Source organism: Streptomyces olindensis (assembly GCF_040645895.1).
Taxonomy (GTDB): Bacteria; Actinomycetota; Actinomycetes; order Streptomycetales; family Streptomycetaceae; genus Streptomyces; species Streptomyces olindensis.
Genome location: NZ_JBEYZD010000046.1, coordinates 22,012 through 34,377 on the forward strand (window position 1 = coordinate 22,012; position 12,366 = coordinate 34,377).

11 protein-coding genes are annotated in these 12,366 nt (G+C 73.5%); 7 read left to right on the plus strand and 4 right to left on the minus strand.

The window, feature by feature from the left end; genetic code table 11:
* Window positions 1-127 precede the first annotated feature (127 nt).
* The gene (locus ABZ948_RS26900; RefSeq protein ID WP_359763634.1) at window positions 128-781 is read left to right on the plus strand and encodes a ScbR family autoregulator-binding transcription factor; all 654 of its coding nucleotides are present in this window, start codon (window positions 128-130) and stop codon (window positions 779-781) included.
* A gap of 109 nt (window positions 782-890) precedes the next feature.
* Here ABZ948_RS26900 and ABZ948_RS26905 read toward each other — a convergent pair whose 3' ends face one another.
* Window positions 891-2,174 (minus strand): MFS transporter, encoded by a 1,284-nt coding sequence (locus ABZ948_RS26905; RefSeq protein ID WP_359763636.1) that lies wholly within the window; start codon window positions 2,172-2,174, stop codon window positions 891-893.
* A gap of 98 nt (window positions 2,175-2,272) precedes the next feature.
* Here ABZ948_RS26905 and ABZ948_RS26910 point away from each other — a divergent pair, with 98 nt between their 5' ends.
* From ABZ948_RS26910 to ABZ948_RS26925, 4 genes are all read left to right on the plus strand, one after another.
* On the plus strand, window positions 2,273-2,656 hold the full coding sequence (locus tag ABZ948_RS26910) for an ArsR/SmtB family transcription factor (protein WP_359763638.1): 384 nt from the start codon (window positions 2,273-2,275) through the stop codon (window positions 2,654-2,656).
* Between the two features lie 126 nt (window positions 2,657-2,782).
* The gene (locus tag ABZ948_RS26915; RefSeq protein WP_359763640.1) at window positions 2,783-3,949 is read left to right on the plus strand and encodes a sensor histidine kinase; all 1,167 of its coding nucleotides are present in this window, start codon (window positions 2,783-2,785) and stop codon (window positions 3,947-3,949) included.
* On the plus strand, window positions 3,946-4,617 hold the full coding sequence (locus ABZ948_RS26920; protein WP_359763641.1) for a response regulator: 672 nt from the start codon (window positions 3,946-3,948) through the stop codon (window positions 4,615-4,617). The genes ABZ948_RS26915 and ABZ948_RS26920 overlap by 4 nt, the downstream gene beginning before the upstream one ends.
* Before the next feature lie 137 nt (window positions 4,618-4,754).
* Window positions 4,755-5,915, plus strand: coding sequence for a serine hydrolase domain-containing protein (locus tag ABZ948_RS26925; protein ID WP_359763643.1), 1,161 nt, complete (start codon window positions 4,755-4,757; stop codon window positions 5,913-5,915).
* Window positions 5,916-5,952: 37 nt separating this feature from the next.
* Here ABZ948_RS26925 and ABZ948_RS26930 read toward each other — a convergent pair whose 3' ends face one another.
* The 3 genes from ABZ948_RS26930 to ABZ948_RS26940 form a co-directional block, all read right to left on the minus strand.
* A complete protein-coding gene (locus ABZ948_RS26930) occupies window positions 5,953-6,630 on the minus strand; it encodes a response regulator transcription factor (protein WP_359763645.1) in 678 nt (225 codons plus the stop codon).
* Window positions 6,627-7,859, minus strand: coding sequence for a sensor histidine kinase (locus ABZ948_RS26935; protein WP_359763647.1), 1,233 nt, complete (start codon window positions 7,857-7,859; stop codon window positions 6,627-6,629). Before ABZ948_RS26935 ends, ABZ948_RS26930 begins: the two co-directional genes overlap by 4 nt.
* 110 nt (window positions 7,860-7,969) lie before the next feature.
* Window positions 7,970-10,180 (minus strand): MMPL family transporter, encoded by a 2,211-nt coding sequence (locus tag ABZ948_RS26940; RefSeq protein WP_359763649.1) that lies wholly within the window; start codon window positions 10,178-10,180, stop codon window positions 7,970-7,972.
* Between the two features lie 352 nt (window positions 10,181-10,532).
* Between ABZ948_RS26940 and ABZ948_RS26945 the strand changes: the two genes are divergently transcribed.
* Both ABZ948_RS26945 and ABZ948_RS26950 read left to right on the plus strand, forming a co-directional pair.
* Window positions 10,533-10,736: a cold-shock protein gene (locus ABZ948_RS26945; RefSeq protein WP_003991681.1), complete on the plus strand. Its 204-nt coding sequence runs from the start codon at window positions 10,533-10,535 to the stop codon at window positions 10,734-10,736.
* 154 nt (window positions 10,737-10,890) lie between these two features.
* Window positions 10,891-12,336, plus strand: coding sequence for a DEAD/DEAH box helicase (locus ABZ948_RS26950; protein ID WP_359763650.1), 1,446 nt, complete (start codon window positions 10,891-10,893; stop codon window positions 12,334-12,336).
* The last annotated feature ends 30 nt before the right edge of the window (window positions 12,337-12,366 follow it).

Here is a 12,366-nt window from a genome sequence, read left to right on the forward strand (position 1 = left end):
AAAGATACCTTCCAGAAGGTATCGTGCCGAGAATTGTTTTGAGCCAGTACGGCCGGAATGATTCAGCCTGCCCTGGCCGCACCCCCCGCCCGCGCCGGCCGAGGCCGCCGAGTCAGAGGAACCGACCATGCCCGAGCCCCAGCCAGCCATCGCCGCGTTCACGCCGAGGAAGTTCGTCACCCGCCGGGGACCGGACCCCAAGCAGGAGCGGTCCGCGCGCACCAGGCTGCTGGTGCTCAGGGCGGCTTCCGAGCTGTTCGCGCAGCACGGGTTCCGCCACACGTCGGTCAAGGACGTGGCCGACCGCATGGAGATGACCAAGGGGGCGGTCTACTTCCACTACCCCTCCAAGGAGGCGCTCGCGGTGGCGGTGGTGGAGGAGCACTACGCCCGCTGGCCGGCGCTCCTCGAAGAGGTCCTGGCCGAGGGCTTCGGGCCGCTGGAGACCGCCGAGCAGCTGCTGGCGCGGACGGCGGTGGCGTTCCGGGACGACATCGTCGTCCAGGCGGGGGCGCGGTTGCAGATAGAGCGTCCGCACATCGACGCCGAGCTGCCGACGCCGTACGTCGACTGGACCGATCTGCTGGCCTCCCTGCTCGTCGCGGCGCGGGAGCAGGGCCGGCTGCGGGAGGGGGTGGCGCCGGACGCGGCGGCGCGGTCGCTCGTCTCGGCGTTCTTCGGGGCCCAGCACATCTCGGACGTGCTCCAGGGGCGGGCGGACGTGGTGGAGCGCTGGGCGGAGACGAGCGAGCTGCTCTTCCACGCCATCCGGGCGCACTGAGGCGCCGTCGGGATCCGGCGACGGGAACCGTGCGTGGCGGTGCTCCGCGGTGTGGGCCGCGGAGCACCGCCACGCCGGTCCACGGGGGGTCCGGCGATCCCCCGTGGCGTCACGCCGGCTCGGGCACCCGGCGGTGGCCGGTGAGGACGACGATGCCGCCGATGACGGCCAGGCCCATCAGGACGGTGCCGAAGATGGTCGCCCCGGTGGGCAGGCCCACGGCGTCCATGAGGTAGCCGGTGGACACCGGCAGCAGGCCGGCCGGGATGTAACCGCCCACGTTCAGCGCGGCGTTGGCCTCGGCGAGCCGCTGCGCCGGGACGGTGGAGTTGAGCAGCGACAGGCCGCCGAGCTGGCCCATGCCCTGGCCGGCCCCGGCGAGCAGGGCGGAGGCGACGAGCAGGGCGACCGACGAGGCGTGCACGGCGGCGATCAGCGCGCCCATGCTCAGGGTGGTGCTGATCGCGCCGGCGGTCAGGATGGTGCGCCGGCGCAGCTTCTGCACGGCGAACTGGATGCCGGTGGCGGCGAGGAACATGACGAACGCCATGGCCCCGGAGACGATCCGGCTGGTGGTGCCGAGCAGTTCGGTCAGCAGGGTCGGGCCGAGCGACAGCACGAAGGACGTGGCGGTGATGCCGGGCGCGAACACCGCGATGCCCAGGGTGAGATGGATGCCGTTGCCGTGCGGCACGCCGGGCACGCGCACCCAGGCGCCCTTGCCGCGGGCGGCGGGACGGCGTACGGGCATGCGCAGCACGGCGAGGACGGCCGTGACCAGCAGGACGGCCTCGACGACGAAGACGGTCACGGTGGGGGCCGGGAGCGTCTCGGACAGCAAGCCGGCGAGCAGCGGGCCGAGGCCGGCCCCGAAGACCATGGCGCAGGAGGCCAGCAGCGCGGCGAGCCGCTTGCGCTCCGGGCCCGCCACGTCCGTCACGGCCGCCATGCCGGCGGAGACGACGGCGCCGACGGCGATGCCGGTGAACAGCCGGGCGATGATCAGCGCGGCGACCGTCGTGGCGGTCGCGAAGATCGCGCAGGCGGCCAGGGCGAGGCCGAGGGCGGGCAGCAGCACGGGCTTGCGGCCCAGCCGGTCGGAGACGACGCCCGAGACCAGCAGCGAGCCGAGCAGCCCGACGATGTAGAGCGCGAAGACGACGGTCAGGGTGCCCTTGGAGAACCCGATGTCGCGCTGCCACAGCACGTACAGCGGGGTCGCCGCGTTGGACAGCACGAAGACGGCGGTGACGGGCCACGCCGCCAGCCACACCCACCAGGTGGGCGTACGGCGCTCGGACCGCGCGGGCGCGTCCGGCTCCGGTGGTGCGGGGGCCGCGGGGCGTTGCTGTGCGTCCACCGCCTCGGCGGACACGGTCTGACTCTCCGACATGGGTGCTCCCTCCGGGCAAGCTCAGTACGAGTCCATTCGAACTTAGCATGCAGTACGATTAAACTCGTACATAGGATTCGGGTTATAGGGAGTGGCCTATGTCTGCGACGGTGCGCGAGGCGCCGGTCATCAAGGTGGTGCCGGAGCCGGACGACCTGCCGGAACCGCTGCCCGAGCCGGCGGTGGAGGACCTGCGGCTGGAGACGGTGCTGGGCGCGCTGAGCGACCCGCTGCGCCTGCGGATCGTGCAGAAGCTGCTGCTGGAGTCGGAGGCGTTCGACCACTCCTGCGGCTGGTTCGGCCTCGACCGCCCCAAGTCCTCCCTCACCCATCACTTCAAGGCCCTGCGCGAGGCCGGCGTCACCCGGCAGCGCCAGTACGGCCTGGAACGCCGCAGCCACGTCCGGGTCGCCGACCTCGACGCCCGCTTCCCGGGCCTGCTCGCCCTGGTGGCGGCGTGGACCCCGCCGGACACGGCCTGAACGGACGCCCGCACCCGGCGTCCGCGCTCCGCCGGGTCGTCGGGTGGCCGGGTCGCCGGGTCGCCGGGGGGCGCGTCCCTTACGGTTCCGTTGTCAGCCGGCACGGGACGGGGGTCGTGAGTCGCCATGGGCATACGCGGAGGGCCGCGGGAGTGGTGGGAGCGGGGGCGGGCCCTGGCGGCGGCCAACCCGCTGCTGAGCGACATCGGCGTCGCCCTGCTCGTCCAGGGCGCGATGACCATGCCGTTCCTCGTGCCGCGCGCACCCGGGGCACCGCCCGCGACCTGGGCGGCGTACGGGCTGAGCACCCTCACCGTGCTGCCCCTGGCCTGGCGGCGGCGCGCCCCCGTGGCCGTGCTGTTCGCGGTGCTGGCCACCACCGCGCTGTACCGGCTGACCCTGGACGGGCCCGGGCAGCCGCTGCCGTACACCGGGCTCGTGGTCGTGCACACGATTGCCGCGCTGTCGCCCCCACGCAAGCGGCTCGTCGCCGCGCTGGTCATGGTCGTCGCGGTGCCCGTGGGCGTGTGGCTGAACACGCGGTCCGCGCGTGAACTGACCTTCTCCTTCTTCGTCCTGGTCGCCGCCTACGTCTTCGGGCGGCTGACCGACGCCCGCCGGCGCGCGCACCTGGTCGAGGCCGAGCGGGCCGCCGCGCGGGAACGGGCCCGCATCGCACGGGAGATGCACGACATCCTCTCCCACGCGGTGAGCCTGATGATCGTGCAGGCGGAGGCCGGTCCGGTCGCGGTGCGGGTCGCGCCGGAGCGGGCGGAGGCCGCCTTCGACGCGATCTCCGCCACCGGGCGGGACGCCATGGCGCAGTTGCGCCGGATGCTGGGGGTGCTGCGCGACGGGGACGAGCCCGGCGGCTCCCCGCGCGCCCCGCAGCCCGGGCTCGGCGAACTGCCCGCCCTCCTCGACCGGGTGCGGGACAGCGGTCTCGCCGTCGGGTACGGGACGACGGGCCGCGTCCGGCCGGTGCCGGACGCGGTCGCCGCCACCGTCTTCCGGGTCGTCCAGGAGGCCCTGACGAACACCGTCCGGCACGCCGCCGCCCGTAGCGTGTCCGTTCAACTGGACTATGGACAAGACGAGTTGGAGGTCCGGGTGACGGATGACGGGCGCGGGCCGCGCCCCGCGCCCGGTGGCGGCGGGCACGGGCTGGTGGGGGTCAGGGAGCGGGCGGCGGCCCACGGCGGCAGCGCGGTCGCCGGGCCGGGGCCGGACGGGCGCGGATTCGAGGTGCGGGTGCGGATCCCCGTACCGGTCGCGGTGGAGGCGGGGTCGTGACGATCCGGGTCGTGGTGGCGGACGACCAGGAGCTGGTGCGCAGCGGCTTCGCGCTGATCCTCGACGTCCAGCCGGACATCGAGGTCGTCGCGGAGGCGGGCGACGGGGCGGCGGCGGTCGACGCGGTGCGGCGGCACGCGCCGGACGTGGCGCTGCTCGACATCCGCATGCCGCGCCTGGACGGGATCGAGGCCTGCCGTGCGATCAGCGCGGCGGGCGACTGCCGGACGGTGATGCTGACGACGTTCGACTCCGACGAGTACGTGTACGAGGCGCTGCACGCGGGCGCCAGCGGGTTCCTGCTGAAGGACGTCCGGCGGGACGACCTCGCGCACGCCGTGCGGGTCGTCGCCCGGGGCGACTCGCTGCTCGCGCCGTCCGTGGCCCGGCGCCTGGTGGAGCAGTACACCCGGCCCGCCACCGCCCGGCCGCGCCGGCCCGACCCCCGGCTGGACGTGCTGACCGCGCGGGAGAGGCAGACGCTGCTGCTGCTCGCGCGCGGACTGTCGAACGCCGAGATCGCCGCCGAGCTGGTGGTCAGCGACCACACGGTCAAGACGCACGTCGGCAACGTCCTCGCCAAGCTGGGCCTGCGGGACCGCGTCCAGGCCGTGATCTGCGCGTACGAGACGGGCCTGGTCACGGCCGGGGATCCCCCGCCCGGGTGAGCGGCCCGGGCCGGCGCCTCCCCCGCACCGGCGAGGAACCGGCCGGCCGGAACCGCCCGCGGGGGCGATCCGCGTGCCGTCCCCGGTCCGGAGGATGGAGCCGTCCACAACGACGCCTGCCGCCCCTGGAGTTGACCATGAAGGCCCGTACCTGCCTGCTCGTCGCCGCGCTCGTCGCAGGGGCGACGGCGGGGCCGTCCGCGCTGCCGGCCGCCGCCTCGGCCCCGGCCGCGTCGTCCGCCGCGCAGTCCCCCAACCCGGCCCTCGAAGCCGCCCTCGCCGGGCTCCCCCACGCCGACGCGACGGCGGCACTCGTGCGGGTCGGGGGGAAGGACGGTGTCTGGCGGGGCAGTTCGGGCGTGCACGACCTGCGGACCGGCCGCCCGGCCGATCCGGGCGGCCGCTTCCGCGCCGGGTCCGTCACCAAGGTCTTCACGGCGGCGGTCGCCCTGCAACTGGCCGCCGAGGGCCGGCTGGACCTCGACCGCAGCGCCCGCTCGTACCTGCCGGAGCTGATCCCGGCCTCGTACGCGGCCGTGACCGTCCGGCAGCTCCTCGACCACACGCACGGCATCCCCGCGCCGGACCTCCCCGGGACCACCGTCGAGGAGTGGTACGCGAACCGCTTCCGGGTCCACGACACCCGCGACCTGATCCGCTCGGCGACGTCGAAGAAGCCCGAGTTCGCGCCGGGCACGCGGCAGCACTACCTCAACATCGGCTACCAGATCACCGGCCTCGTCATCGAGCGCGTCACCGGCGACACCTACGAACGCCAGGTCGCCCGCCGAGTGCTGAGGCCGCTGGGACTGCGCGACACGTACTTCCCGGGCACGAACCCGCGCATCGTCGGGCCGCACAACCACGGCTACCAGCGGATGCGGCTGGCCGACGGGACGCTCGGGCTGCGCGACGTGTCCGTGTGGGGGGCGACGGACGCGTGGGCGGCCGGGGACCTCGTCTCCACCACGGCGGACCTGGAGCGGTTCACGCACGCCCTGTTCGGGGGGCGCCTCGTGCGCGGCCCGCTGCTGGAGGAGATGTTCACCCTGCCGAAGGTGACCGACTTCCGGAGCGGCGAGCCGGCCGCCCACTCCGCCGGCCTCTCCATGAAGGTGCTGGGCGGGCGCGAGGTCTGGGGCAAGACGGGCGGGCGCTGGGGGTACAACACGGCCGTCGCCGCCACCCGGGACGGCTCGCGCACCCTCGTGTACAGCGTCAACTCCACGGACGCCAAGGGCCGGGAGATGAACAAGGTGGCGGAGCACATCATGGTGGCGGTGTACGGCCGGCCGTAGCCCCCCGCCTTGCCTCAGCGGGTCGCGGCCCCCGCCCTCACTCCGGGGGCGTGGCCCGGACCAGGCCCGTCTGGTAGGCGATGACGACCAGTTGCGCCCGGTCCCGGGCGCCCAGCTTGGTCATGGCCCGGTGGATGTGGGTGCGCACGGTCAGCGGGCTGAGCGTGAGGTCCTCGGCGATCTCGGTGTTGGAACGCCCCTCCGCCGCCAGGGCCATCACCTCCCGCTCCCGGACCGTGAGGTCGGCGAGGCGCTCCGGCGGCGCCAGGTGCGTGCCGGGGGCCGGGGCCATGAGGAAACGGCTGATGAGGGAGCGGGTGGCGCCGGGCGAGAGGAGGGCCTCACCGGAGGCCACGGTGCGCAGGCCGGTCAGCAGGGTGTCGGCGGTGACGTCCTTGCCGAGGAAGCCGCTGGCGCCGGCGCGCAGGGCCTGGGCGACGTAGTCCTCGGTCTCGAACGTGGTCAGGATCAGCACGCGGGTGGCGGACAGCTCCGGGTCGGCGCACAGGGCCGAGGTGGCGGTCAGACCGTCGGTGCCGGGCATGCGGATGTCCATGAGGACGATGTCCGGGCGGTGCGTCCGGGTCAGCTCCACCGCCTCCGCGCCGTCGGAGGCCTCGGCGACCACCTCCATGTCCGCGCAGGAGTCGATGAGGATCCGGAACGTGGCCCGCAGCAGGGCCTGGTCGTCGGCGAGCAGCACCCTGATGCTCATGGTGTCGTTCCTTCCGCGAGGACGGCGGGTTGCAGCGGCAGCGCGGTGGTGACCTCGAAGCCGCCCTGGGGGCGGGGGCCCGCGCACAGCTCGCCCCCGATGGACTGGGCCCGTTCGCGCATGCCCATGACGCCGAAGCCGCGCCCCGGGGCGGCCCCCGGCTTGCTGGGACCGTCGTTGGTGACCGTGAGCAGCAGCCGGGAGCCGGTGTACTCCAGACGCACGTGGGCGGACTCGGCGGCGGCGTGCTTGCTGACGTTGGTCAGGGCCTCCTGCACGATCCGGTACGCGGTCAGGTCGACGCCGGGCGACAGCGGCTGCCGCTCGCCCTCCGTGGTGACGGTGACCGCCAGGCCCGCCGACTCGCACGCCGAGACCAGCTCGGGCAGCCGCGCGAGGCCGGGGGACGGCTCCAGCGGCGGCGCTCCGGGGGCGTCGTCGTCCTGGCGCAGCAGGCCCAGCGCGGCCTTCAGCTCCCGCAGCGCGGAGGACGTGGTCCCGGTCAGGTCGGTGAGGATCTTCTTCGTCTGCTCGGGGTTGGTGAGGGCCAGGTGGGCGGCCGTGCCGGCCTGGGCGTTGGCCAGGGCCATGTGGTGGGCCACCACGTCGTGGAGCTCCCGGGCGATGCGCACCCGTTCCTCGGTGACGCGCAGCCGGGCCTCCTCCTCACGGGTCCGCTCGGCGTGCTCGGCCCGGGCCTGCACGGCCTTGAGATAGGCGCGCCGGGCCCGGGTCCCGCGGCCGGCGGCGAGCGGCAGCAGCAGCCAGAAGACCGGGCCCATCGCCCTCAGCAGCAGCGACAGGTGGTTCATGGAGTCGGCGAAGACGGCCGCGACCGTCACCGCCAGCATCGTGGTGAGGCCGTAGACGCGGGTGGTCCGGCGGTCGGTGAGCGTGGCCAGCCAGTACAGCGCCGCCATGATCGGCGCCAGCAGCAGGGGGGTGACCAGGTAGCCGACCTTGACCGCGGCGACGGTGCAGATCGCGGTGACGACGACGCCGGTGCGGGGGTACGTGCGGTGCTTGAGCAGGGAGAGGCAGGAGATACCCATGAGGACGGTGGCGGTCTTGTCCTGGTCGGGCGGATCCGCGTTGGGCAGGGTGAGCGAGCCGCCGAGCGTCGCACAGCCCATCAGCGCCAGCACCATCGTCAGGTCGACGAGGAGGGCGTGGCGGTCGGTGAACTCCTCGAGGCGATCGGCGTAGCGCCGCTCCGGGATGAGGGACATGGGGGTTCTCCGGGTCGATGGGCTGGATCCATCGTGGTCGACGTCGGGTCGGAACGCCCGAGGGGCCGCCCGTGTCCTTCGCCACGGGCGGCCCTGGGGGTGGGGGTTCCTCAGGTGCGGGCCGGCTCCAGGTCGGGTGCGGAGCGCGGGGCCGGGTCCGTCTCCGGCCGGCGGCTGAGCGCCTCGCCCTCCACGTCGACGCGGGGCAGCAGCCGGTCCAGCCACTTCGGCAGCCACCACGCCTTGTCGCCGAGCAGGGCGAGGACGGCCGGCACGATCGCCATCCGGACGACGAACGCGTCGAACAGGACGGCCGAGGCGAGCCCGAACCCGATCATCTTGATCATGGAGTCGCTCTCGCCGATGAACCCGGCGAACACCGCGATCATGATCAGGGCGGCGGCCACGACCACCCGGGCGCTGTGCCGGAACCCGGACGTGACGGCCTTCGCGGGCGTCTCGCCGTGGACGTAGGCCTCCCGCATCCGGGAGACGAGGAACACCTCGTAGTCCATCGCGAGGCCGAAGACGATGCCCACCAGGAAGATCGGCATCAGGCTCATGATCGGGCCGGTCTGCTCCACACCCAGCAGCTCCGCGCCGTGGCCCTGCTGGAAGACCACCACGACCGCGCCGAGGGAGGCCAGCACCGACAGCAGGAAGCCGAGGGCCGCCTTGAGCGGGACGAGCAGCGACCGGAAGACCACCAGCAGCAGCACGATCGCGAGGCCCACCACCACGATCAGGTACGGCACCAGCGCGGCCTGCACCTTCTCGGCGATGTCGATGTTCATCGCGGTGGTGCCGGTGACCTCGTAGGTCGCGCCGCTGTCCGACTCGATGCCGGGCCGCTCGTCCCGGATGGTCGTCACCAGGTCCTTGGTCTTCTCGTCGGTCGGCGCGGTGGACGGCACCACCGAGAAGACGGCGGTGTCGCCGGCCTCGTTGAAGCGCGCCGGGGAGACGGACACCACGCCCTTGGTGGAGCCGATCTCCTGGGCGATCGTGTCGGCGGCGGCCTTGGGGTCGGCGGCGCCCTTGCCGTCCACGACGATGGTCAGCGGACCGTTGAAGCCCGGCCCGAAGCCCTCGGCGAGGGCGTCGTAGGCCCGGCGCTCGGTGGTGGAGGTCGGCTTGGCCTCGTCCCCGGGCATGCCCAGCTGCAGGCCGGTCGCGGGCAGGGCGAGCGCGCCGAGGCCGACGACGCCGAGGATCAGCACGGGCAGGGGGCGGCGCAGCACGAACCGGGCCCAGCGGGTGCCGCCGTTGTCCTCGGTGCTCTCCTCGATCCGGCCGCTCTTGCGGGCCTTGCGGGTGAGCACGGCGTTCGGCCAGAAGCCGAGGAACGCCGGGACGAGGGTCAGCGCGATCAGCACGGCGACGACGACCGCGCCCGCGGCGGCCAGGCCCATCTTGGTGAGCATGGGGATGCCGACGACGGCGAGCCCGGCGAGCGCGATGACGACGGTGAGCCCGGCGAACACGACCGCGGACCCGGCCGTGCCGACGGCCAGCCCGGTCGCCTCCTGCGGCGTGCGTCCCTTGGCGCGCTCCTCCCGGTACCGCGAGACGACGAACAGGGCGTAGTCGATGCCCACGGCGAGGCCGAGCATCATCGCGAGGGTGCCGGTGGTGGTGGACAGGCCGAGGGCGCTCGACAGGGCGAGGATCGTGGCCATGCTGACGCCGACGCCTATGACGGCGGTCAGCAGGGGCAGCCCGGCCGCGGCCAGCGAGCCGAAGGTGATGAGCAGCACGACGGCGGCGATGGCGACGCCGATCACCTCGGCCATGCCGCCCGGCCCGCCCTCCTCGGCCAGCGCGGTGCCGCCGGCCTCGACGGTCAGCCCGGAGTCCCGGGCCTGGTCGATGGCGTGCTCCAGGTGGGTGCGGCTGGCGTCGGTGAGGTCGTTGGCGCCGACCTTGTAGGTGACGGTCGCGAAGGCGGTCGAGCCGTCCTTGCTGATCGTCTTCGCCTGGAACGGGTCGACGGCGCTCGCGACCTGCGTGCCGTCACCCAGGTCGCCGACGGCCTCCTCGATGGCCTGCTTGTTCCCGGCGGCGGTGACCTTCTCGCCGCCCGGCGCGATGAACACGACCCGGGCGGTCGCGCCGTCGGCCGTGGCTCCGGGGAAGCGCTCCTCCATCAGGTCGAACGCCTTCTGGGACTCGATGCCGGGCATCGAGAACTCCTCGTCCGCGGCCCCCGGGGCCTTGAGGGCGCCCAGGCCCACGGCGGCCAGGACGGCCGCCCAGACCAGTGCGACGTACCAGCGTCGCCGGAAGGCCAGACGGCCCACTCGATACAGGAAAGTAGCCACGGCAGGAGGTCTCCACATCTGGTGTCGATCGTCCGCCAAGCGTCTCCGTGAGCGGGCCGTCCCGTCGTCGTGCGGCTGCCGACAATCTCCGGTACTCAGATCGCAGTACGCGGGGGCGTGCGGGTCCACCGCGGGTACGACATTCCCCTGACTTCGTCCCGGGCCTGTGCTACCTTGCTTGTTGTTGCAGTTTTGGTTCCCAGAGACTTCGAGTGCTCTTTCGACCTTTGTCGACGAGCGCTCTTTTTTGTTGCCGAGGATTTTCGGATCTCTCCGGCGGGTGATCATTTCGGCGACTCCGGTTTCCGCACGGTGCGGATTCCGGGTACGGCACCCCCCAAAGGAGATTCACATGGCCACCGGCACCGTGAAGTGGTTCAACTCGGAAAAGGGCTTCGGCTTCATCGAGCAGGAGGGCGGCGGTCCCGACGTGTTCGCCCACTACTCGAACATCGCCACCTCCGGCTTCCGTGAGCTGCAGGAAGGCCAGAAGGTCACCTTCGACGTCACGCAGGGCCAGAAGGGCCCGCAGGCCGAGAACATCGTTCCCGCCTGACGTCGGCGCGCATGCCCTGACCGGGGCCCGCACCCCTGCGGTGCGGGCCTCGGCTCTTTTCGTTTCCCCATTCCGGCCCGCTCTTGCGAATCCTGCCGCGCTCCGGCGCCGCCGCGCATTCCCCGATACGTGCCGCATCGAGGAAGGTTCCCCCTTGGACCGCACGGCTCGCAGGAACAACGGCTCCACCCGCTCCCGCAACGGCGGGCACCGGCCCCGCAAGGCGGCAGGCCAGAACACCGCCTCCCGCCCGGCGGGCGGCAACGGCGGGCACCGCCCCGCCGCCGGCCGGGAGTTCGCACCCCCGGTCACCCTCACCCCGGCGCTCCCCGCCGTCGAGTCGTTCAGCGAACTCGACCTGCCCGAGCGGCTGCTGACGACGCTGCGCGCCGAGGGCCTGACCGCCCCGTTCCCGATCCAGGCGGCGACGCTGCCGAACTCGCTGGCCGGACGTGACGTCCTCGGCCGCGGGCGCACCGGCTCGGGCAAGACGCTCGCCTTCGGCCTCGCCCTGCTGGCCCGCGTCGACGGGCAGCGCGCCGAACCCCGGCAGCCCCTGGCGCTCGTCCTCGTACCCACGCGGGAGCTGGCCCAGCAGGTCACCGACGCCCTCACCCCGTTCGCCAAGGCGCTGCGGCTGCGGCTCACGACGGTGGTGGGCGGCCTGTCGATCGGCCGGCAGGCGAACGCCCTGCGCACCGGCGCCGAGGTCGTCGTCGCGACGCCCGGGCGGCTCAAGGACCTCATAGACCGCGGCGACTGCCGGCTGGACCAGGTCGGCGTCACGGTGCTCGACGAGGCCGACCAGATGACCGACATGGGCTTCATGCCGCAGGTGACCGCGCTGCTCGACCAGGTGCGGCCCGGCGGGCAGCGGATGCTGTTCTCGGCCACCCTGGACCGCAACGTCGACCGGCTGGTGCGCACCTACCTGCACGACCCCGTCGTGCACTCGGTGGATCCGTCCGCGGGCGCGGTCGTCACGATGGAGCACCACCTGCTGCACGTGGAGGACGACGACAAGCACGCCACCACGACCCGGATCGCCGCCCGCGACGGACGCGTGATCATGTTCCTGGACACCAAGCACGCCGCCGACCGGCTGGCCAAGAAGCTGCTGGCGGTCGGCGTGCGCGCGATGGCGCTGCACGGCGGCAAGTCCCAGTCCCAGCGCACCCGGACCCTGGCCCGGTTCAAGGACGGTCAGGTCTCGGTGCTGGTGGCGACCAACGTGGCCGCGCGCGGTATCCACGTCGACAACCTCGACCTGGTCGTCAACGTGGACCCGCCCGGCGACCACAAGGACTATCTGCACCGGGGCGGCCGGACCGCCCGGGCGGGCGAGTCCGGCACCGTCGTCACGCTGGTCCTGCCGCACCAGCGCCGCGAGATGAGCCGGCTGATGGCCGACGCCGGCATCACCCCGCAGGTCACCCGGGTCCGCTCCGACGAGGCCGAGCTGAGCCGGATCACCGGTGCCCGGGAGCCGTCCGGCGTGCCGGTCGTCCTCACGCCGCCGGCCGCCGAGAACCGCCCGGCGCGCACGGGTTCCGCCCCGGGCGGACGGCGGGGCGGGCCGTCCCGGGGCCGCCGCCGCTGAACCCACTCGCGGGGCGGGCGGGGCTGCGGC

Coding starts and splice junctions, on each gene's coding strand:
- ABZ948_RS26900 (WP_359763634.1), top strand. CDS start 128: ATGCCCGAGCCCCAGCCAGCCATCGCCGCGTTCACGCCGAGGAAGTTC.
- ABZ948_RS26935 (WP_359763647.1), bottom strand. CDS start 7,859: ATGTCCCTCATCCCGGAGCGGCGCTACGCCGATCGCCTCGAGGAGTTC.
- ABZ948_RS26930 (WP_359763645.1), bottom strand. CDS start 6,630: ATGAGCATCAGGGTGCTGCTCGCCGACGACCAGGCCCTGCTGCGGGCC.
- ABZ948_RS26915 (WP_359763640.1), top strand. CDS start 2,783: ATGGGCATACGCGGAGGGCCGCGGGAGTGGTGGGAGCGGGGGCGGGCC.
- ABZ948_RS26925 (WP_359763643.1), top strand. CDS start 4,755: ATGAAGGCCCGTACCTGCCTGCTCGTCGCCGCGCTCGTCGCAGGGGCG.
- ABZ948_RS26945 (WP_003991681.1), top strand. CDS start 10,533: ATGGCCACCGGCACCGTGAAGTGGTTCAACTCGGAAAAGGGCTTCGGC.
- ABZ948_RS26910 (WP_359763638.1), top strand. CDS start 2,273: ATGTCTGCGACGGTGCGCGAGGCGCCGGTCATCAAGGTGGTGCCGGAG.
- ABZ948_RS26905 (WP_359763636.1), bottom strand. CDS start 2,174: ATGTCGGAGAGTCAGACCGTGTCCGCCGAGGCGGTGGACGCACAGCAA.